Source organism: Burkholderia sp. AU6039, from assembly GCF_002223365.1.
Classification (GTDB): Bacteria; Pseudomonadota; Gammaproteobacteria; order Burkholderiales; family Burkholderiaceae; genus Burkholderia.
This window is the reverse complement of record NZ_NKFK01000003.1, coordinates 161,194-182,064: the sequence shown is the minus strand read 5'-3', so window position 1 is coordinate 182,064 and position 20,871 is coordinate 161,194. Positions and strand designations below refer to the sequence as shown.

Genomic DNA, 20,871 nt, shown 5'->3' with positions numbered 1-20,871 from the left:
GGATCCTTCATTTGGCAAAGGGAAGCATCCGCGACAGCAGGCCGTCGCGGTCCAACAACTGGTGCTTGAGCGCCGCGACCACGTGCAGCGAAACGAGCGCAAGCAGAATGTAATTCAATGACACGTGAAGCGTCTTGAAGGTTTCCTTCAGCACCGGATCGGGGTCGATCAGCCGCGGCAGCGGCACGATGCCGAGATAGACGACCGGGATGTTCGACGCCGAGCTGTACAGGTAGCCCGTCACCGGAATCACGATCATCAGCAGGTACAGCAGGATGTGCACGCCGTGCGACGCCGCACGCTGCCACGCGGGCGTGCCGCCCGGCAGCGCCGGCGGCACATGGGTCGCACGCCACAGCACGCGCGCGACGGCCAGCGCGAATACCGTCACGCCGATCCACTTGTGCCACGAGAAGTACTTCAGCTTGGTCGGCGTGAAGCCGGGGATGTCGGTCATCACCCAGCCCAGCGCGAACGCGCAGACGATCAGCAGCGCGATCAGCCAGTGCAGCGCGATCGCCGTCTGCGTATAGCGTACCGGCGTGGCCGGCAGCGATTTCGATGCCATCTTGGATTCCTCAGTTCAGCGAACGGCCGCGCCGGAAATTCGTCCGACGCTTGTCAAGGGCGCCATGCTACCGCAACCTTTTGACGCGCGCGGACTCTGAAGACAGGCCCGCCAGCCGGCTGACAGCTTCCTGTCATGTTACCGATCGGTCACCGAACTGGCGATCGTTGACGCGCCGAAAAAGGCCTTTTGGTAAGATTGGCGCGGGTTCCGGCCCCGTCGACGCGTCTCCCCAGCCGTCGCACCACTGCCTTTTCCATGCAACGAAACGACCTGATTGCCTGCCACGAGTGCGACGCACTGTTGCACAAACCGCGCCTGAGCGGACGTGAAATCGCGCGCTGCCCGCGCTGCGATGCGCTGCTCTATCGCAACAGCACCACGCAGATCGAGCGGATCTGCGCGCTCGCGCTCGCGGCGCTGATCACGTTCACGATCGCGCAGGCGTTCCCGATTCTCGAAATGGACGTGAACGGCAACCGCGTGCAGACCACGCTGATCGGCGCGATCGATTCGCTGTGGCACCAGGACATGGCGATCGTCGGCGTGATGGTGTTCTGCTCGACCGTGCTGTTCCCGCTCGTCGAGATGGCCGCGCTGCTGTACCTGCTGCTGCCGATCCGGCGCGGCGTCGTCCCGCCCGGCTTCAACCTGGTGCTGCGCGCGATCGAGCTCGTGCGGCCGTGGGGCATGATCGAGGTGTTCATGCTCGGCATCCTCGTCACGATCGTGAAGATGGTGAGTCTCGCAAGAGTCGTTCCCGAGGCCGCACTGTTCGCGTTCGCCGCGCTCACGCTGATGATCGCCGTCGTGCTGATGTTCGATCCGCGCACGCTGTGGGACATCGCCGACGACCTGCGCGCCGGCCGCTCGCCCGGGCAGCCCGACGATGCCGCCCCGCTGCCGGAAGCCCCCCGCCGATGACGATCCCGACCGCCGCCCGCGAGGGCTACGCCAGCTGCCACGCATGCGGCCTCGTGCAGACGCTCGACCATCCGCACGCACACTGCGCGCGCTGCGGCAGCGCGCTCCATTTCCGCACGCCGAACAGCCTGATGCGCACGTGGGCGCTGCTGCTCGCCGCCGCGATCCTCTACATTCCCGCGAACCTGCTGCCGATCATGCGCACCGCGTCGATCGTCGGCTCGCAGGAAGACACGATCATGAGCGGCGTCATCTATTTCTGGACGTCCGGCGACTGGCCGCTCGCCGTCGTCGTGTTCGTCGCGAGCATCCTCGTGCCGATGCTCAAGCTCGGCGTGCTGCTGATCCTCGTGATCAGCGCGCAGCGCCGCGCCGCCTGGCGGCCGCTGCAGCGCACGCGCCTGTTCCGGATCGTCGAACGCATCGGCCGCTGGTCGATGCTCGACATCTTCGTCGTGACGCTGACCGTCGCGCTCGTCCATTTTCGTTCGCTCGCCATCATCACGGCCGGCCCCGGCGCGCTCGCGTTCGGTTCCGTCGTGATCCTGACGATGCTCGCATCGATGCAGTTCGATCCCCGCCTGATCTGGGATCCAGTCGAAACCTCAGGGAATCACCATGAATAGTCCACAAGGCCCGCAGCACGACGCGCCCCGGCCGCCCGATCCGACGATCTCGACGAAAAGCGGCTGGCTGCCGTCGCTCGTCTGGCTCGTGCCGCTGATCGCCGCGCTGATCGGCATCGGCCTCGTGATCAAGTCCGTGCGCGAGCGCGGCCCGGAAATCACGATCAGCTTCCACAGCGCCGAAGGGCTCGAGCCCGGCAAGACCCAGGTCAAGTACAAGGACGTCGAGATCGGCATGGTCAAGACGATCAAGCTGTCGAAGGACCTGTCGCGCGTGCTCGTCCAGGTGCAGCTCAAGAAGGAAGCGGAGGATTTCGCGGTCAAGGGCTCGCGCTTCTGGATCGTGCGGCCGCGCGTCGGCGCGACCGGCGTGTCGGGGCTCGGCACGCTGCTGTCGGGCGCCTACATCGGCGTCGACGCCGGGCGCTCGGAGGACACGCTGACCGACTTCACGGGACTCGAGTCACCGCCCGCCGTCACGGGCGACCAGAAAGGCACGCAGTACGTGCTGCGCGGCGATTCGCTCGGCTCTGTGGACATCGGCTCGCCGGTCTACTACCGCCGCGTGCAGGTCGGCCAGGTGGTCGGCTTCTCGCTCGACAAGGACGGCACCGGCGTCACGTTCAACGTGTTCGTCAATGCGCCGTACAACCAGTACGTCGGCGTGAATTCGCGCTGGTGGCAGGCAAGCGGCGTGGACCTGCGGCTCGACTCGAGCGGCCTGAAGCTGAACACGCAGTCGCTCGCGACGGTGATCCTCGGCGGCATCGCGTTCCAGACGCCGCCGAACCAGGGCTCCGGCGCGACCGCGCCGAACAACACGACGTTCCGCCTCGCGTCCGACGAGGGCGACGCGATGCGCGACCCGGACGGCCAGCCGCTGCAGGTCGTGATGAACTTCAACCAGTCGCTGCGCGGGCTCGCGGTCGGCGCGACGGTCGACTTCCGCGGCATCGTGCTCGGCGAAGTGACGAACATCGGCATCGACTTCGATCCGAAGACGAAGAACTTCCTGATGCCGGTGACAATGAACGTGTATCCGGAACGCCTCGGCCGCCGCTTCCGCGAAACGATCGAGAGCAAGGGCGAACCGGCCCGCCGCGAGATCGTCGAGCGGCTCGTCCAGCACGGGCTGCGCGGCCAGCTACGCACCGGCAACCTGCTGACGAGCCAGCTGTACGTCGCGCTCGACTTCTTCCCGAAGGCGCCGGCCGTGAAGATCGACACGGCGCGCCAGCCGCTCGAGCTGCCGACCGTGCCGAACACGCTCGACGAGCTGCAGCTGCAGGTCGCCGACATCGCGAAGAAGCTCGACAAGGTGCCGTTCGACCAGATCGGCGCGAACCTGAACAGCGCGCTGTCGAACGCCGACAAGCTGTTCAAGCAGCTCGACACGCAGGTCGCGCCGGAAGCGCGCGACACGCTGTCGGCCGCGAAGCAGACCTTCTCGACCGCCGAAGCGACGCTGCAGCAGGATTCGCCGCTGCAGTCCGACGTGCGCGGCGCGCTGAAGGAGCTCACGCGCACGCTGCAATCGCTGAACGCGCTCGCCGACTATCTGGAGCGCCACCCCGAATCGCTGCTCAAGGGCAAGCCAGGAGATAAACAATGACGACGACACGCGTGAACGGTTTCGCGAGCGGCGCGGCGGCGGCTGTCGCCGCCCTCGCGCTCGCCGCGTGCAGCTCGCCGCCCGCGCGGTTCTACACGCTCAGCCCGGCCGATGCCGCGGCGCCGCTGCGCACCGCGCCGGCCAACCCGGCGTTCCTGATCGAGGTGCCGTCCGTCGGCGTGCCCGAACAGGTCGCGAAGAACCAGCTGGTCGTGCAGAAGAACGCCGCGCAGGTCGACGTGCTCGAGCAGGAACGCTGGGCGTCGCCGCCCGCCGACGAGATCCATCGCGCGCTGTCGGACGATCTCGCCGCGCAGCTCGGCACGATCGACGTCGCGAACTCCGCGACCCCGCCCGGCGTGCCGGTGTACCGGATCAGCGTGAACGTGCAGCGCTTCGAGTCGTGGCCCGGCAAACGCGCGGCGGTCGACGCCGTGTGGAGCGTGCGCTCGCTCGCCACGCAGGCCGTGATGACCTGCCGCACGAGCGTCGCGGAACCGGTCGCCGACGGCTACGACGCACTCGTCGCCGGCCACCGGCGCGCGCTCGACGTGATTGCCACGCAAGCCGCGGCCGGCGTGCGCGCAATGGCCGCGCGCCGCGGCACGGCGGCTGCCACGGCGCCCGCTGCCGGCAACAAGACGGCCGCCGCGCCGGTCGTGCCGTGCCCGGCCAACCCGACCTCCGGCGGCGACGCCGGCGCGACGGGCAAGTCCGGCGCGTAAGCGGGCGGCGCGCAGGCGAGCGCTCGACGGCGTACTCGCCTGCGCGGGTTCGGGCAGCGTGACCGGGATCGTCGACGACGCGCTGGCCGCCGTCGGCGTTGCGGCGCCGCCCGCCTCCCGTCACGCTCATCGGCCAAACGGCCTCTTTGCATTGTTTGTCAAAGTCGGCCGGAACCGGCGCCATGCGATGCGGTCGGCTTGCGTTTTCCGGCCCGATTGACGATCCTACGCACTTTCCGGCTCGCGCCGTTCGTCGTGCGCGCCAGCCAGCGGCGCCGGGCCGCGTTCGGCCCGACCGCCGTGCCTCACGGCGCCTGCACGCGATCGGCGTGCACCGCAGCGGGGCAGCCGCATCGCGGGTCGCCGCGCATCGTCCGGCAACCGGCCCCGTCTCACCCGTTCTCCCCGGCGCCGCGCCGTTTCCCCGGCCGGCAATCCGAACCCGCCCGCCGAGGGCTTTCGTTATTCCGTTTATGTTTCGTTCCCTGACGACCCTGATCAAGAAGTGGCGCGCGTCGCGCAATGCCGGTCACCAGCTCGATGCGCTGCTCGCGCACGCCGACGCCGATGCGTCGTACGCCGAGCGCAGCGAATGGCTGATCGAGCTCGCGCACTGGCTGCGCCGCACCGGCACGATGCAGGCCGCACCCGACGCGCCGGCCGATCGCGACGCCGATGCGCGCGCGTATCCGGCCCATGCGCGGTTGCGCTACCTGTTCCACGTGCTCGATCGCAATCCCGCGTGGAAAACCCACGCCGCGCGCATCCTGCGCGGCATCCTGCGCGAGTGCGACGGCATCTCGCTCCTGTGCGACGCCGGCATGCCCGTGCACTCGGGCTTCTTCGGCGCGCTGTTCGAGCGGATCGACGCGTCGCTGATCCCGCCCGCGCCGAACCGCCGCGAGCTGTCCGCGCTGTTCACGCTGATGTTCCCGACGCCGGAAGACGCGCAATGGATCGACGCGCTGCCCGACGATCTCCTCACGCGCCTCGCCGAGCTGATCTCGTTCGACGTCACCGACGAAGAGCGCCACGAGCCGGGCTCGTTCTCGCGCGACCTGCTGGCCGCGCTGCACAACCTGACCTGCCAGATCAGCTCGACCGGCCTGTCGCAGACGGTGCGCAGCCGGCTCTCCGACGACGACGCACGCAAGCCGCTCGAAACCCAGCCGTTCTACCGCCTCACGCGCGCGATGCTCGCGGTCGAGACCGCGCACGCGGCCGTCGAGGACGGTGGCGACCCGAGCAAATTGCTGCACGAGGTGAACTATCTGCGCGTACTGCTCGACGAATGCCGGATCGCCGTCGACGACGTGTTCTCGCACCTGTACCGCAACGGTGTATCGGTCGACATCGTGTTCCAGGTCGAACGGATGCGCATGCGCATCGTGCGCGCCGAGATGCTGCTGAACGCGTGGATGGCGCGCGACGACCTGCACGGCATGGCGCACCTGACGGCCGAGCTCATCGACGCGAACCACAACAGCCAGAGCGTGTCGCACCTCGTGCGCAGCAACTTCTCGCTGTTCGCGCGCAAGCTCGTCGAGACCAACGCGGACACCGGCGAGCACTACATCTCGCGCGGCCGCGCCGAGTACCTGAAGATGCTGCGGATGGCCGCGGGCGGCGGCCTCGTCACGGTCGTGACCGTGTGCGTGAAGTTCGCGATCACCGGCGCGCACCTGCAGTCGATGCTCGAAGGGCTGCTCGCGGGCGTCAACTACGCAGCCAGCTTCATGCTGATGCACTTCCTGCACTTCACGCTCGCGACCAAGCAGCCCGCGATGACCGCGCCGACCCTCGCGCGCGAGCTCGACGACACCGGCCACGAGGAAGGCGTGAAGGCGTTCGTCGCGTCGGTGATCGCGCTGATCCGCACGCAGGCCGCCGCGATTTCCGGCAACGTACTCGTCGTGCTGCCCGTGTGCCTGCTGGTGCAACTGTTCGCGGGCAACGTGATGCACGCGAACCTGATCTCGCCGGAGAAGGCGCACGCGACCCTGCACTCGTTCTCGCTGCTCGGCCCGACGCCGCTCTACGCGGCGCTGACCGGCGTGCTGCTGTGGGCGTCGAGCCTGCTCGCGGGCTGGGCCGACAACTGGTTCGTGCTGCACCGGGTCGGCGACGCGCTCACGTACAACCGCCGGCTGCGCCTCACGCTCGGTCAGGCCGGTGCCGCGAAGCTCGCGCACTTCTGCCGGTCGAACGTGGCCGGCGTGGTCGCGAACGTCGGGCTCGGCCTGATGCTCGGCCTCGTTCCGGCGATCGTCACCGTGTTCATGTTCCCGTTCGAGGTGCGGCACGTGACGCTGTCGGCCGGCTCGATCGGCATCGCGCTCGGCGTGCTGGGCAAGGACACGCTCGGCACGCCCGAGCTGTGGTGGGCCGGCGCCGGCGTGCTCAGCATGGCGATCCTCAACGTGCTCGTGAGCTTCGCGCTCGCGTTCACGATGGCCGTGCGCTCGCGCAGCCTGCGCCGGACCAAGGTGCGCGCGCTCGTCGCCGCGATCGTCCGCACGGTGCTGTCGAATCCGCTCGCGCTGTTCTGGCCGGGCAGCAGCCCAGCCGCGCGCGCCGGCCAGCCGGGCTCGCACTGAGCCCGCGGCGGCATGGCGGTGCCCATCCGGGCGCCGCCGCGCGGCCTGCCGGCACGCGTGCGCGGCGCCCCGGCCCGCGCCGCGGCACCGAAAGGCGACGCAACGCCGGCCCCGGCCGCCCGCGCCGCGTACAATAGTGGACTTTTGCACGTCCTCACCCGCCTTATGTCCTCGCCCACCCTGTACGAATTCTTCGCCCCCTGCCCGCGCGGCCTCGAAGCGGCGCTTGCCGCCGAGCTGGCCGAAATCGCCGGCCGCCACCTGAACGGCGCGCCGTTCACCGCGGGCGCGCAGGTGCCGGGCGGCGTCCACTTCAGCGGCGGCTGGGCCGCCGGCATGGCCGCGAACCTCCATTCGCGGATCGCGAGCCGGATCCTGCTGAAGATCGCGCACGGCCCGTACCGCAACGAACAGGACGTCTATGCGCTCGCGCTCGAGCAGCCGTGGGAGCGCTGGTTCGCGTCGACGCAAACACTGCGCATCGACATCACCGCGATCAAGTCGCCGCTGAAAAGCCTCGAATTCACGACGCTGCGCGTGAAGGATGCGATCTGCGACCGGATGCGCGAGAAAACCGGCTCGCGCCCGAGCATCGACACCGGTGCGCCGGACGTGCGCGTATTCGCGTTCCTGACCGTCAACGAGTGCACGCTGTACCTCGACACGTCGGGCGAACCGCTGTTCAAGCGCGGCTGGCGTCTCGACAAGGGCGCGGCGCCGCTGCGTGAGAATCTCGCGGCCGGCATCCTGCGCCTGACGGGCTGGACGCCCGGCACGGCGCTGTACGACCCGATGTGCGGCAGCGGCACGTTCCTCGCGGAAGCCGCGCAGATCGCACTCGGCGTGGCGCCGGGCGTCGAGCGCCGGTTCGGCTTCGAGAAGCTCAAGCAGTACGACATCACCGCGTGGCAGGGGCTGAAGGTCCCGGCGCTGGACGCGAAGCGCGCGGCGCGCGGCAAACGCGGCGAAGCGCTCGGCGTGTACGGCAGCGACATCTCCGGCGACATGCTCGAGAAGGCGCGCGCGAACCTCGAGCGTGCGGGCGTGCCGTCGGTATGGCTCAAGCAGGTCGACGCGCGCGGGATGACGCCGCCGTGCGACGGCCCGGGCATCATCCTCGCGAACCCGCCGTACGGCGAGCGGATCGAGGTGCGCGGCCGCAGCGCGCGCGGCGAGGTGCGCGAGACGGGCCGCAACCGCGGCAACGACGACGCCTTCCGCCGCACCCACACCGACGCACCCGACAGCGAGTTCTTCAACGCGCTCGGCGATGCGCTGAAGCAGCGCTTCACGGGCTGGCAGGCGTTCCTGCTGACGTCCGACCGTTCGCTGCCGGGCCAGCTGCGGCTGCGCGAATCGGCGAAGACGCCGATGTTCAACGGCGCACTCGAATGCCGGCTGTTCCGCTTCGACCTGATCGCCGGCAGCGTGAAGGCGCGCCCGGCCACGCCGGAAGGCGACGCGTAACCTGCATCATGACCGCCACGGGGCCGCCGGTGCGGCCCCGCTACGGCAACCGGAACGCCGCCGTTACCGCACCCGCGGCAACGGCGGCGTTTCGTTTCAGTGCTTCGAGCACGCCCAGCGCCCCATCGTGAACGGCAGCGCCTGCCCCGTCTCGAGCAGCGTCTTCAGGCTCGACAGCACGACCGGCCAGCCACCGCGAATCCCGCGATCCATCTCCGAGCCCGGCACCAGCCCGTCGTGCGTAACGGTCAGCTTCACGACGCCCTCGTGCGGCTCGACGAGATAGGTCACGCGCGACGCCTCCCCCTCCCCTGACGGCGTACGCCACGTGACGACCAGCCGGTGCGGCGGATCGTTCTCGACCACTTCGCCGACGATGTCGACCCGCGACGGATCGTCGTAGTCCTGATGTTCCCAGCGCGAGCCCGGCCGCCAGTCGGGCGACGCGTTGCGGTGCCGCACCCAGTAGTCCTTCGTCAGCTCGGCGTTGGTGAGCGCATCGAACACACGCTCGGGCGTCGATGCAATGAACGTCACGTACACAAAGGCGGGATTACTCATCGTTGTCTCCCGATTCGCCGGCCGCTTCCAGCCCGCGCTTGAGATCCGCCAGCGCCTGCAGCCGCTGACGCTCGAACTTGCCGATCCAGCGTTCCGCGATGTCGTGGATCGGGACCGGATTCAGGTAATGCAGCTTCTCCCGGCCGCGCCACGTCGTCGCGACGAGATTCGCGGCCTCGAGCAGCGCGAGATGCTTGCTCACCGCCTGCCGGCTCATCGCGAGCCCGTCGCACAGCTCGGACAGGGTCTGCCCGCTTTTCGCGTACAGCAAATCGAGCAACTGGCGGCGCGTGGCGTCGGCCAGCGCCTTGAAAACGAGATCCATGCCACTCCCGGGTCAATGGCCTCATTATGCAACCAATCAGTTGCATGTCAAGGGTGACAACTCTACTGACAATACGGTGTCAGCAGGCCGCGATCACACTGCAATCCCGGCGCAATGCAAGGCTGGTTTCCGCACCGAATCCGAACAACAAACAACGCAACAAGGAGCTCGTCATGACGTCCGCAACTGCCAATGCCACCCTGGAGCGCGCGATCGCGTGGTTCGACATTCCGTCCCTCGATTTCGACCGGGCGATCCGCTTTTACGAAACCGTGCTGCAGACGACGCTGCAGCGCGCAGTCATCGGCGGCGTGCCGATGGCCACGTTCGACCGCGACGCATCGAGCACGGGCGGCAGCATCGTGTTCGATCCGCAGCAGCTGAAGCCGAGCGCGAACGGCGTGCTCGTCTACCTGAACGCCGGCGAATCGGTCGTCGCGGCGCTCGAACGCGCGAAGCGCGCGGGCGGCGTCGTGCAGGGCTCGGTCGTCGAGCTGCCGAACAACTACGGCTACGTCGGCTACCTGATCGACACGGAAGGCAACCGCGTCGGCCTGCACGCGCCGAAATGCCACTGAGCGCGGCGGCCGTCGGGCCCGCGCGGCGCTATCATCGCGAAGTCCCCACTGCCGTTGGAATCGAGGTGCCGTCATGACGCGCCGTGCCGACCGCCTGTTCCAGATCGCCGAGCTGCTGCGCCGGCGTCGTCTCACGACCGCGCAGCAACTGGCCGACTGGCTGTCGGTGTCGCCGCGCACCGTCTACCGCGACGTGCGCGACCTCCAACTGTCAGGGGTGCCGATCGAAGGCGAAGCCGGCATCGGCTACCGGCTGAACCGCAACGCCAGCCTGCCGCCGCTCACGTTCACGGCCGAGGAGCTGGCGGCGCTCGCCACCGGCGCACGCATGCTCGAAACCTGGGGCGGTGCGCGCTTCGCGAGCGGTGCGCGCTCGGCGCTCGCGAAGATCGCGTCGGCGATGCCGGCCGACAAGCGCACGGCGCTCGACCGCCTGCCCGTGTTCGCGCCGTCGTTCCACATCGACGAGACGTTTTGCGCGAAAGTCGACGCGATCCACCAGGCCATCGACACGCGGCACGTCGTCAGCTTCGGCTACCGCGACCGGCTCGGCGCGCATTCGCAACGCCGCGTGTGGCCGCTCGGGCTCGTCTACTGGGGCGGGCGCTGGACGATCGGCGCGTGGTGCGAGCTGCGCGACGATTTCCGCACCTTCGACATCGCGCGGATGGGCGACATCACCGTGCACGAGCAGTTTCCGGACATGGAAGGGCGGCGGATCGCCGACTACATGCGGATCGCGGAAGCGCCGATGCGCTGACGCGTCACGACGGCGGGTGCGCGGCGCGTCGCCGCTGGCCATGTTCCGGGCCGCCAAGCGGCGCCCGGCCCGCCCTACCCGCCGAACACCACCGTCCGCTTCGGCCGCTCGTCGACGTGCAGCGAGAACACGTCGGGCCGCGCGTAATGCCCGACCACGTCGAAGTCGTAGCGCGCCCGCACGAGTTCATCGATATCGATGCGCGCGGTCACGAGCCCGGCTTCGCCGATCAGCGGCTCCGTCAGCAGGTCGCCGAGCGGGCCGACGATCATGCTGCCGCCGCGGATCAGCGGCCGCTCCGGATCCCAGCCCGGCACGTCGATGCCGAGCGCACGCGGCGACGGCTGCACCTGGCACGCACTGACGACGAAGCAGCGCCCCTCGTGCGCGATGTGCCGCATCGAGCTCTGCCAGACGTCGCGCTCGTCGACGGTCGGCGCGCACCAGATCTGCACGCCCTTCGCGTACATCGCGCAGCGCAGCAGCGGCATGTGGTTCTCCCAGCAGATCGCGGCGCCCGCGCGGCCCGCGGCCGTGTCGACGACGGGCAGCGTCGAGCCGTCGCCCTGCCCCCAGATCAGCCGCTCGGTGCCGGTCGGCATCAGCTTGCGGTGCTTCGCGACGAGCCCGTCGCGCGGATCGAAGAACAGCGCCGTGCAGTACAGCGTGCTGCCGCCGCGCTCGATCACGCCGACCACGAGGCTCGCGCCCGTGCGCTGCGACAGCGCGGCCAGTTCGTCGGTTTCCGGCCCCGGCACGTCGATCGCCTGCGCGGCATAGCGCGCATACGCGTCGCGGCCTTCGGGCAGCCGGTAGCCGAGCCGCGTGCCGAAGATCTCGCCTTTCGGATAGCCGCCGAGCACGGCCTCGGGCAACACGACGAGCGACGCGCCGCTGTCGCGGATCGCGGTTTCGTAGCCGAGGATCGTGTCGAGCGTGGCACGCGTGCCGGCGGGCGATGCGCCGATCTGCAGCGCGGCGATGACTGACGTGGACATGAAGGCGTCTCCGGTAAATGGGGTTACGCCATCTTTATCGATAAGATGTCATCGATCAAATCGATAGAACGATAAGTGTCATGAATGCAGATGATATCGCCGGCCTCGACCTGAACCTGCTGAAAGTGTTCGAGGCGCTGTACGAGGAAGGCGGCGCGAGCCGCGCGGCGCTGCGGCTCGGCCTCACGCAGTCGGCGGTGAGCGCGGCGCTCGCGCGGCTGCGCGTGATCTATGCCGATCCGCTGTTCGTGCGCACCGGCCGCGGGCTCGCGCCGACGCCGCGCGCGGACGAGCTGAAGCCGATCCTGTCCGACGCGCTCGACCGCTGTCGCGAAAGCCTCGCGATCGCAGCCGACGGCGGCGACCGCATCGGCCGCACGATCTCGATCGGGCTGTCGGACGACTTCGAGATCGCGCTCGGCCGCGCGCTGATCGACGCCGTCGCGCGGGAAGCCGCCGGCATCCGGCTGATCTTCCGGCAGACGCACAGCGGCATCGCCGGCGACGCGCTGCTGCGACACGGCGTCGACCTCGCGATCGCGTCGGGCGGCTTCTCGGCGAACGGGCTCAGCCGGCGCGCGGTCGCGACGGGCGGCTACGCGTGCCTGGTCGACCCGGCCGCGAGCCCGAAGCCGCCGCGCATACTCACGCTCGCCGATTTCCTGCGGCGCGACCACCTGCTCGTGTCGTCGGGCGGCGTGATCGGGATCGTCGACGAAGCGCTGGCCACGCTCGGCTACAAGCGGCGCGTCGCGGCGTCGACCACGCATTTCGCCGCGCTGCCGTACCTGCTCGCCGGCTCCGACGCGGTCGCGACGATTCCCGCACACGCGGCGCGCGCGATCGCGCAATCCACCCCGCTGCGCGCGCTCGCCTGCCCGGTCGACTTGCCGCACTACCCGGTCGAAATCGGCTGGCGCACGAGCACGCAGCGCGACCCGGCGATCGTGCGCGTACGCGACACGATCGCTGCGTGCGTCGCCCATCTCGTCGCACCATGAAAAAGGCCCGACTGACTGGTGCCAGTCGGGCCCGCCCGGTCACGCTGCCCATGAATCGAAGCAGGCAGCCACGTCACTCGCGCGTGCGTCATTCGACCGACTTCACCATGTCCTCGATGACCTTCTTCGCATCGCCGAACACCATCATCGTCTTGTCCATGTAGAACAGGTCGTTGTCGAGGCCCGCGTAGCCGGCCGCCATCGAGCGCTTGTTGACGATCACCGTGCGCGCCTTGTACGCCTCGATGATCGGCATCCCCGCGATCGGCGACGCCGGATCGTTCTTCGCGGCCGGGTTCACGACGTCGTTCGCGCCAAGCACCAGCACGACGTCGACCTGGCCGAATTCGCCGTTGATGTCCTCCATCTCGTGCACGATCTCGTACGGCACTTCCGCTTCCGCGAGCAGCACGTTCATGTGCCCCGGCATCCGCCCCGCGACCGGATGGATCGCGTACTTCACGTCGATGCCCTTGTCGACCAGCTTGTCGGTCAGCTCCTTCAGCGCGTGCTGCGCACGGGCCACGGCCAGCCCGTAGCCCGGCACGATCACGACCGTCTCCGCGTTGCCGAGCATGAATGATGCGTCTTCAGCCGAGCCCGACTTCACCGGCCGCTGCTCCTTCGCGCCCGTCGCGCCACCTGCCGCCGCGTCGCCGCCGAAGCCGCCGAGGAGCACGTTGAAGAACGAGCGGTTCATCGCGTGGCACATGATGTACGACAGGATCGCGCCCGACGAGCCGACGAGGGAGCCTGCGATGATCAGCATCGCGTTGTTCAGCGAGAAGCCGATGCCGGCCGCCGCCCACCCCGAGTACGAGTTCAGCATCGACACGACCACCGGCATGTCCGCGCCGCCGATCGGGATGATGATCAGCACGCCGAGCGCGAACGCGATCGCCGTCATGATGATGAACGGCAGCCACGACTGCGTGATGAAGAACAGGATGCCGAAGCCGAGCATCGCGAGCGCGAGCATCAGGTTGAGCAGGTGCTGGCCCGCGTACACGACCGGCGCGCCCTGGAACAGCCTGAACCCGTATTTGCCCGACAGCTTGCCGAACGCGATCACCGAACCGGAGAACGTGATCGCGCCGACGACCGTGCCGATGAACAGCTCGACGCGGTTGCCGAACGGGATGAAGTTCGACGACACCGCGTCCTGCGGCACGAGCCCGAACGCTTCCGGCTCCGACACCACCGCATACGCGATGCACACGGCCGCGAGACCGATCAGCGAGTGCATCGCCGCGACGAGCTCCGGCATCTTCGTCATCTCGACGCGCGCGGCGACGAACGCCCCCACGCCGCCGCCGACGATCAGCGCGCCGAGCACCAGCGCGATGCCGAGCGGCAGGTTCGCGCCGAGCCACTCGGCCTGCTTGACGATCAGCGCGACCGTCGTGAGGATCGCGATGGCCATCCCGGCCATCCCGAACAGGTTGCCGCGCCGCGCGCTCTTCGGGTTCGACAGGCCCTTCAGCGCCTGGATGAAGCACACCGACGCGACGAGATACAGCAGCGTGACGACGTTCATGCTCATCGCGCGCCCTCCTTGCCGCCGTCGGCCGGCTTCGGCGCCTTCTTGCGGAACATCTCGAGCATGCGCCTCGTCACGAGGAAACCGCCGAACACGTTGACGGCTGCAAGCGCGACCGCGAGCGTGCCGAACACCTTGCCGGTCGTGCCGACGGTCAGCGCCGCCGCCAGCATCGCGCCGACGATGACGATCGCCGAGATCGCGTTGGTCACGGCCATCAGCGGCGTATGCAGCGCCGGCGTGACGTTCCACACCACGTGGTAGCCCACATACACGGCCAGCACGAAGATGATCACGTTGATCACCGTGTGATTGATGACTTCCATGGTCGCCTGCTCCCCGGTTACTTGCGCGCGACTTCGCCGTCGCGGCACAGGAGCGTCGCGGCGACGATGTCGTCGGTCAGGTCGATGTTCAGCGTGCCGTCCTTCGTGACGATCAGCTTCATGAAGTCGAGCAGGTTGCGTGCATACAGCGCCGACGCGTCCGCCGCGACCATCGACGCGAGATTCGTGTAGCCCGCGATCGTCACGCCGTCGTGCACGATCACCTGGTCGGCGACCGTCAGCGGACAGTTGCCGCTCTTGCGGCCGTCAAATTCCGGGCCGCGGCCGGCCGCGAGATCGACGAGCACCGAGCCCGGCTTCATCGACTGCACGGTTTCAACGGAGATCAAGGTCGGCGCCGGGCGCCCGGGAATCAGCGCGGTGGTGATCACGATGTCGGCCTGCTTCGCCCGCTCATGCACCAGCGCGGCCTGGCGGCCGAGCCACGACGACGGCATCGGGCGCGCGTAGCCGCCCACGCCCTGCGCCGCGTCGCGCTCTTCGTCGGTGTCGTACGGGACGTCGAGGAATTTCGCGCCGAGCGACTCGATCTGCTCCTTCACGGCCGGCCGCACATCGGACGCCTCGATCACCGCACCGAGGCGCTTCGCGGTCGCGATCGCCTGCAGGCCCGCGACGCCCGCGCCGAGAATCAGCACGCGCGCGGCCTTCACGGTGCCCGCGGCCGTCATCAGCATCGGAAAGAAGCGCGGATACAGCGCCGCGGCCACCAGCACGGCCTTGTAACCCGCGATGTTCGCCTGCGACGACAGCACATCGAGGCTCTGCGCACGCGTCGTGCGCGGCGCGGCTTCGAGCGCGAAGGCCGCCACGCCGGCCGCGGCCAGCTTCGCCGCCTGCTCGCCGTCGAACGGCTCGAGCATGCCGACCAGCACCGAGCCGCGCTTGAGCAACGGCAGTTCGGCGTCGGTGGGCGCCTGGACCTTCAGCACGATGTCGACGTCGAACGCGGCCGACTGGCCGGTCAGTTCGGCACCGGCGGCCGCATAGGCGCCGTCGGGATAACTCGCGGCGACGCCGGCCCCTCTCGCGATGCTGACCCGATGCCCGGCCGCCGCGTATTTCTTCACGGTTTCCGGCGTCACGGCCACCCGCGCCTCGTTCGCCCGCGTTTCGGCAGGCACGCCAATATGCATCGTCGGTCCCTCCGTCATCGTCAGTGTTTCGTTTCCTGCGTTTTCTACTGCGCAACGAGCCGGCAGGCTGACTACCGGCTCACGAGCGACGACACTCACCTTCCACTTTAGGCGAAAGCGAGGGCCGTACCAGCAGCTCCGCATGGGCGCGCCTGATGGCGCGCCAGCCCGGCCGGCGTCGCCGCGCATCGGCAGCACAGACGAATTGCGAGGGTCGGATTCGTTTAGCGAGGTGACCGGCAGCGTTCGGGCGCAACCGGTAAAATGCCGAACCATGAAACCCGAAATCTGGACCCCGCATGTGACGGTCGCCGCGCTCGTCGAGCACGCCGGCCGCTTTCTCATGATCGAGGAAGAAACCTCGTCGGGCCTGCGCATCAACCAGCCGGCAGGCCATCTCGAAGCCGGCGAAACGCTGGCCGACGCCGTGATCCGAGAAACGCTCGAGGAAACCGCGCACCCGTTCACACCCGACGCGCTCGTCGGTGTCTATCTCGCGCACTACGACCGCCCCGGCACCGCCGGCGCGACCTACCTGCGCTTCACGTTCTGCGGCACGGCCAGCGAGCCGATCGCGGGCCACGCGCTCGACGACGGCATCGTCCGCACGCTGTGGATGACCGCCGACGAGCTGCGCGCGTGCGGCGAGCGCCATCGCTCGCCCGCGGTGATGCGCTGCGTCGACGATTACCTCGCCGGGCGGCGCATTCCGCTCGATTTCGTGCACACGCATTCGGTCGCGCCGCGCCCCGAAGCATTCGAACGTCAGGCGGTCAACAAATGAGCAAGCGCCGTGTAGTGGTGGGCATGTCGGGCGGCGTCGATTCGTCGGTGACCGCGTGGCTGCTGAAGGAGCAGGGTTACGACGTGGTCGGCCTGTTCATGAAGAACTGGGAAGACGACGACGACGGCGAATACTGCTCGACGCGCCAGGACTGGATCGACGTCGTGTCGGTGGCCGACCTGATCGGCATCGACGTGGAAGCCGTCAACTTCGCGGCCGAATACAAGGACCGCGTGTTCGCCGAATTCCTGCGCGAATATTCGGCCGGCCGCACGCCGAACCCCGACGTGCTGTGCAACGCCGAGATCAAGTTCAAGGCTTTCCTCGATCACGCGATGTCGCTCGACGCGGAAATGATCGCGACCGGCCACTATGCGCGCGTGCGCGAGCGTGACGGGCGTTTCGAACTGCTGAAGGCCTTCGATCATACGAAAGACCAGTCGTACTTCCTGCACCGGCTGAACCAGGCGCAACTGTCGAAGACGATGTTCCCGCTCGGCGAGATCCCGAAGACGAAGGTGCGCGAGATCGCCGCGCAGATCGGGCTGCCGAACGCGAAGAAGAAGGATTCGACCGGCATCTGCTTCATCGGCGAACGGCCGTTCCGCGATTTCCTGAACCGCTATCTGCCGACCAAACCCGGCCCGATGAAGACGCCGGACGGCAAGGTCGTCGGCGAGCACATCGGTCTCGCGTTCTACACGTTCGGCCAGCGCAAGGGCATCGGCCTCGGCGGCAGCAAGACCGGCAACGGCGATCCGTGGTTCGTCGCCGCGAAGGACATCGCGTCGAACACGCTGTACGTCGTGCAGGGCCACGATCATCCGTGGCTGCTGGCGCGGGAGCTGGTCGCCGGCAACGTGAGCTGGGTCGCCGGCGAACCGCCGGCCGAAGGTTTCGCGTGCGGGGCGAAGACGCGCTACCGGCAGGCCGACGCGGCGTGTGCATTCGGCGCCGCCACGCCCGGCCCGGCAGGCGAGGCGCGCTTCTCGCTCGCGTTCGACGACGCGCAGTGGGCCGTCACGCCCGGCCAGTCGGCCGTGCTGTACGACGGCGAGATCTGCCTCGGCGGCGGGATCATCGAATCCGCGCTGTCCGGCAACACGCAGGCGAACGCAGCACCGGCCCTCGCGCTCGCCCGCTGACGCGCTGCCGCCGCCGGCGCCGCGCAAGCGGGCGCCGGCCGGACGCGGCCGCGCCACTCACCGCATGTTCCGCACCGACGCGTCGTAGCGCTCGCGCGCCGCGTCCAGCTCGGGAAAATGGCGCTCGGCCCAGCGGTCGAGCGCCACGAGCGTCTCCACGAGCGACCCCGCCACCGCCGTCAACCGGTACTCGACGTGTGCGCGTCGCGCCGCCACCGCGATTCGTTCGATCAGCCCGTTGCGCTCCAGCTCGCGCAGCGTCTGCGTCAGCACCTTCTGGGAAATCCCGCCGATACGCTTGAGCAGCTCGCCATTGCGCAGCGGCCGCTGGGCCAACGCCGGCAGGATCAGCAGCGACCACTTGCCGGCGACCAGCGCGAGCGCATCGCGCGCCGAGCAGTCCGCCGCGTAGACGTCGCCGGGAAATGTCATGGTTACCTCCGGGTGCGTGATTGCGCGGCCCCACCGCCGCCGGCCATCATCGTCGCACACTCCCGGAGCCCGCCATGCATGCGCTGATCGTCGTTGCCCATCCCGAACCGCAGTCGTTCAACGCCACCCTCGCCGGCACGGCGGCCGACGCCTGGCGCGCGGGCGGCCATGCCGTGACGGTCGCGAACCTGTATGGCGAGACGTTCGATCCGTGCGAGGCACCGCGCCATTACGCGGATCGGCTCGACCCCACCTGCTTCGACGCGCAGCGCGAGCAGCGCCATCACTGGGAACGCGGCACGCTCGCGCCCGAGATCGCGCATCATGTCGGCCTGCTGAAGCAAGCCGATGCGCTGATCCTGCAGTTCCCGCTGTGGTGGTTCGGCGCGCCCGCGATCCTGAAGGGCTGGATGGATCGCGTATTCGTCTATGGCGGCCTTTACAGCAGCCGGCAGCGCCACGATCGCGGCGTGCTGCAAGGGCGGCGCGCGTTGCTGAGCGTCACGACCGGCTCGTCGGCCGCCGCCTGCGCGCCCGATGGCCGTGAAGGCGATACCCGCCTGCTGCTGTGGCCGATCATGTACGCGCTGCGCTACGTCGGCTTCGACGTGCTCGAACCGCACCTGATCCACGACGTCCGCGGCGGCCTGGCGGGCGATGCCGCGCGGCGGCAGGACGCGCGCCTCGCACGCTGCCTCGTCGACTACCGCGCGCGGCTGCGCGACTGGCCCGCGTGGCCGCGCGTGCCGTTCAACCGCGACGAGGACTTCGACGACGACGCCAGGTTGAAACCCGGCACCCCGGCGTACACCCCGTTCATCCGCCCGACCGAGGCCGGCCGGTAGCCGCCGGCTCGGCAACGCGAGCTTCACGACACCCGTAGTAGACTCTCGACCATCGTGGGCGCCGGCGGCGGCGGGTACGGCACGGGCAGCATGCCCGCCGGGCCTGCGCGATGCCTCGGGCGCCGACCTGCCGGCCGCCGCGCGATCCTGGCGACGTGACGGCCATCCAGACAATTACGATGGAGTCCCCATGTTTTCCCGACGCTATATCGCGATGTGGTGCGCGGTCCTGCTGTTCGTGGCCGTCGCGGCGCTCGCCGCCCGGCACACGATCGCGTGGCTGTGGCTCGTGATCCCGGCCGCGCTCGTCGCGCTCGGCCTGTACGACCTGAAGCAGGACCGCCACGCGATCCTGCGCAACTACCCGCTCTGGGGCCACTTCCGCTTCCTGTTCGAATTCATCCGACCTGAAATCCGCCAGTATTTCGTCGAGGACGACACCGACGAAAAACCGTTCTCGCGTGCGCAGCGCAGCCTCGTCTACCAGCGCGCGAAGAACGTCGCCGACAACCGCCCGTACGGCACCGAGCTGAACGTGAAGGCCGTCGCGCACGAATGGATCAGCCATTCGCTCGCGCCGACGAAGCTGCCGAACCACGATTTCCGCATCCGCGTCGGCGCGAACCGCGCGCAACCGTATGACATTTCGATCTTCAACATCTCGGCGATGAGCTTCGGCTCGCTGTCCGCGAACGCGATCCGCTCGCTGAACCTCGGTGCGAAGAAAGGCGGTTTCGCGCACGACACGGGCGAAGGCTCGCTGTCGAAGTACCACCGCGAAAACGGCGGCGACATCATCTGGGAAATCGCGTCCGGCTACTTCGGCTGCCGCAACGACGACGGCACCTTCAACCCCGACAAGTTCGCGAAGCAGGCCGCCGATCCGCAGGTCAAGATGATCGAGGTGAAGCTGTCGCAGGGCGCGAAGCCCGGCCACGGCGGCGTGCTGCCGGCCGCGAAGATCACGCCGGAAATCGCCGAGACGCGCGGCGTGCCGATGGGCAAGGACTGCATCTCGCCGGCGACGCACTCGGAGTTCTCGACGCCGCGCGGGCTGCTCGAATTCGTCGACCGGCTGCGCACGCTGTCGGGCGGCAAGCCGACCGGCTTCAAGCTGTGCATCGGCCATCCGTGGGAATTCTTCGGGATCGCGAAGGCGATGCTCGAGACCGGCATCGTGCCGGACTTCATCGTCGTCGACGGCGCGGAAGGCGGCACCGGCGCGGCGCCGCTCGAATTCACCGACCACGTCGGCGTGCCGCTGCAGGAAGGGCTGCTGCTCGTGCACAACACGCTCGTCGGGATCGGCGTGCGCGATCGCGTGAAGCTCGGCGCGAGCGGCAAGATCATCACCGCGTTCGACATCGCGCGTACGCTCGCGATCGGCGCGGACTGGGTGAACTCGGCGCGCGGCTTCATGTTCGCGGTCGGCTGTATCCAGGCGCAGCACTGCCACACCGATCGCTGCCCGACCGGCGTCGCGACCCAGGACCCGGTGCGCCAGCGCGCGCTCGTCGTGCCCGACAAGGCCGAGCGCGTGTACAACTTCCACCGCAATACGCTGCATGCGTTGCAGGAACTCGTGCAGGCGGCCGGCCTCGCGCACCCGTCCGAGCTGCGCGCGCATCACATCGTGCAGCGGGTCGCGCCGCATGAAGTGCGGCTGATGTCGCAGTTGCTGAAGTACCTGAAGCCCGGCGCGCTGCTCGACGGCAACACCTGCGGCTTTACGCTGTACGACAAGTGGTGGCCGATTGCGCGCAGCGATTCGTTCACGCTCGGCGAAGCCGTGTACGCATCGATCGAATGACGCGGGCGAGCGCCCCCGCCGCGGGGCGGCCCGGCAAAAAGAAAAGCGCCCCGCGGGGCGCTTTTCTTTTGTCTGCCGAATGGCGTGAAA

At 68.8% G+C, this 20,871-nt stretch carries 21 protein-coding genes; 13 read left to right on the top strand and 8 right to left on the bottom strand.

The window, feature by feature from the left end:
- Positions 1–7 precede the first annotated feature (7 nt).
- Positions 8–568, bottom strand: coding sequence for a cytochrome b (locus CFB39_RS03450; protein WP_089472170.1), 561 nt, complete (start codon positions 566–568; stop codon positions 8–10).
- A gap of 258 nt (positions 569–826) precedes the next feature.
- On the opposite strand from CFB39_RS03450, the gene CFB39_RS03445 reads away from it, so the two are divergent.
- The 6 genes from CFB39_RS03445 (at position 827) to CFB39_RS03420 (ending at position 8,519) form a co-directional block, all read left to right on the top strand.
- On the top strand, positions 827–1,492 hold the full coding sequence (locus CFB39_RS03445) for a paraquat-inducible protein A (protein WP_089472169.1): 666 nt from the start codon (positions 827–829) through the stop codon (positions 1,490–1,492).
- Positions 1,489–2,118, top strand: coding sequence for a paraquat-inducible protein A (locus CFB39_RS03440; RefSeq protein WP_089472168.1), 630 nt, complete (start codon positions 1,489–1,491; stop codon positions 2,116–2,118). Before CFB39_RS03445 ends, CFB39_RS03440 begins: the two co-directional genes overlap by 4 nt.
- Entirely contained in the window at positions 2,111–3,730 is a 1,620-nt protein-coding gene (locus tag CFB39_RS03435) for an intermembrane transport protein PqiB (protein ID WP_089424525.1), read from the top strand. The genes CFB39_RS03440 and CFB39_RS03435 overlap by 8 nt, the downstream gene beginning before the upstream one ends.
- Positions 3,727–4,455 carry a membrane integrity-associated transporter subunit PqiC gene (locus CFB39_RS03430; RefSeq protein ID WP_089472167.1) on the top strand — a complete coding sequence of 243 codons (729 nt, stop codon included), beginning with the start codon at positions 3,727–3,729 and terminating at the stop codon, positions 4,453–4,455. The genes CFB39_RS03435 and CFB39_RS03430 overlap by 4 nt, the downstream gene beginning before the upstream one ends.
- A gap of 473 nt (positions 4,456–4,928) precedes the next feature.
- Positions 4,929–7,052 carry a site-specific recombinase gene (locus CFB39_RS03425; RefSeq protein ID WP_089472166.1) on the top strand — a complete coding sequence of 708 codons (2,124 nt, stop codon included), beginning with the start codon at positions 4,929–4,931 and terminating at the stop codon, positions 7,050–7,052.
- Between the two features lie 165 nt (positions 7,053–7,217).
- Positions 7,218–8,519: a class I SAM-dependent RNA methyltransferase gene (locus CFB39_RS03420; protein ID WP_089472165.1), complete on the top strand. Its 1,302-nt coding sequence runs from the start codon at positions 7,218–7,220 to the stop codon at positions 8,517–8,519.
- 96 nt (positions 8,520–8,615) lie between these two features.
- Here the strand turns inward: CFB39_RS03420 and CFB39_RS03415 are convergent, their stop codons facing one another.
- Positions 8,616–9,080, bottom strand: coding sequence for an SRPBCC family protein (locus CFB39_RS03415; protein ID WP_089430617.1), 465 nt, complete (start codon positions 9,078–9,080; stop codon positions 8,616–8,618).
- Complete coding sequence (locus CFB39_RS03410) at positions 9,073–9,405, bottom strand: helix-turn-helix transcriptional regulator (protein WP_089472164.1); 333 nt, start codon at positions 9,403–9,405, stop codon at positions 9,073–9,075. Before CFB39_RS03410 ends, CFB39_RS03415 begins: the two co-directional genes overlap by 8 nt.
- A 173-nt stretch (positions 9,406–9,578) precedes the next feature.
- Here CFB39_RS03410 and CFB39_RS03405 point away from each other — a divergent pair, with 173 nt between their 5' ends.
- Positions 9,579–9,983 (top strand): VOC family protein, encoded by a 405-nt coding sequence (locus CFB39_RS03405; RefSeq protein WP_089439251.1) that lies wholly within the window; start codon positions 9,579–9,581, stop codon positions 9,981–9,983.
- A gap of 73 nt (positions 9,984–10,056) precedes the next feature.
- Positions 10,057–10,743: a YafY family protein gene (locus CFB39_RS03400; RefSeq protein WP_089472163.1), complete on the top strand. Its 687-nt coding sequence runs from the start codon at positions 10,057–10,059 to the stop codon at positions 10,741–10,743.
- A 74-nt stretch (positions 10,744–10,817) separates the two neighbouring features.
- Here the strand turns inward: CFB39_RS03400 and CFB39_RS03395 are convergent, their stop codons facing one another.
- Positions 10,818–11,741, bottom strand: coding sequence for a carbon-nitrogen hydrolase family protein (locus CFB39_RS03395; protein WP_089472162.1), 924 nt, complete (start codon positions 11,739–11,741; stop codon positions 10,818–10,820).
- An 80-nt stretch (positions 11,742–11,821) separates the two neighbouring features.
- On the opposite strand from CFB39_RS03395, the gene CFB39_RS03390 reads away from it, so the two are divergent.
- Complete coding sequence (locus CFB39_RS03390; RefSeq protein ID WP_089472161.1) at positions 11,822–12,742, top strand: LysR family transcriptional regulator; 921 nt, start codon at positions 11,822–11,824, stop codon at positions 12,740–12,742.
- An 88-nt stretch (positions 12,743–12,830) separates the two neighbouring features.
- Here CFB39_RS03390 and CFB39_RS03385 read toward each other — a convergent pair whose 3' ends face one another.
- From CFB39_RS03385 to CFB39_RS03375, 3 genes are read right to left on the bottom strand one after another with little or no spacing between them, the layout of a single operon-like run.
- The gene (locus tag CFB39_RS03385; protein ID WP_089472160.1) at positions 12,831–14,285 is read right to left on the bottom strand and encodes an NAD(P)(+) transhydrogenase (Re/Si-specific) subunit beta; all 1,455 of its coding nucleotides are present in this window, start codon (positions 14,283–14,285) and stop codon (positions 12,831–12,833) included.
- Positions 14,282–14,608: an NAD(P) transhydrogenase subunit alpha gene (locus CFB39_RS03380; RefSeq protein WP_089424514.1), complete on the bottom strand. Its 327-nt coding sequence runs from the start codon at positions 14,606–14,608 to the stop codon at positions 14,282–14,284. The genes CFB39_RS03385 and CFB39_RS03380 overlap by 4 nt, the downstream gene beginning before the upstream one ends.
- 17 nt (positions 14,609–14,625) lie before the next feature.
- The gene (locus CFB39_RS03375) at positions 14,626–15,765 is read right to left on the bottom strand and encodes a Re/Si-specific NAD(P)(+) transhydrogenase subunit alpha (protein ID WP_089473208.1); all 1,140 of its coding nucleotides are present in this window, start codon (positions 15,763–15,765) and stop codon (positions 14,626–14,628) included.
- Between the two features lie 274 nt (positions 15,766–16,039).
- Here CFB39_RS03375 and CFB39_RS03370 point away from each other — a divergent pair, with 274 nt between their 5' ends.
- Positions 16,040–16,549 carry an NUDIX hydrolase gene (locus tag CFB39_RS03370; RefSeq protein WP_089424513.1) on the top strand — a complete coding sequence of 170 codons (510 nt, stop codon included), beginning with the start codon at positions 16,040–16,042 and terminating at the stop codon, positions 16,547–16,549.
- Positions 16,546–17,694 (top strand): tRNA 2-thiouridine(34) synthase MnmA, encoded by a 1,149-nt coding sequence (gene mnmA, locus CFB39_RS03365; RefSeq protein WP_089472159.1) that lies wholly within the window; start codon positions 16,546–16,548, stop codon positions 17,692–17,694. Before CFB39_RS03370 ends, mnmA begins: the two co-directional genes overlap by 4 nt.
- Before the next feature lie 57 nt (positions 17,695–17,751).
- Here the strand turns inward: mnmA and CFB39_RS03360 are convergent, their stop codons facing one another.
- Entirely contained in the window at positions 17,752–18,126 is a 375-nt protein-coding gene (locus CFB39_RS03360; RefSeq protein WP_089472158.1) for a helix-turn-helix domain-containing protein, read from the bottom strand.
- 74 nt (positions 18,127–18,200) lie between these two features.
- Here CFB39_RS03360 and CFB39_RS03355 point away from each other — a divergent pair, with 74 nt between their 5' ends.
- Positions 18,201–18,971 carry an NAD(P)H-dependent oxidoreductase gene (locus tag CFB39_RS03355; protein ID WP_089472157.1) on the top strand — a complete coding sequence of 257 codons (771 nt, stop codon included), beginning with the start codon at positions 18,201–18,203 and terminating at the stop codon, positions 18,969–18,971.
- Between the two features lie 190 nt (positions 18,972–19,161).
- Positions 19,162–20,781 carry an FMN-binding glutamate synthase family protein gene (locus CFB39_RS03350; RefSeq protein WP_089424509.1) on the top strand — a complete coding sequence of 540 codons (1,620 nt, stop codon included), beginning with the start codon at positions 19,162–19,164 and terminating at the stop codon, positions 20,779–20,781.
- Positions 20,782–20,871: the final 90 nt, after the last annotated feature.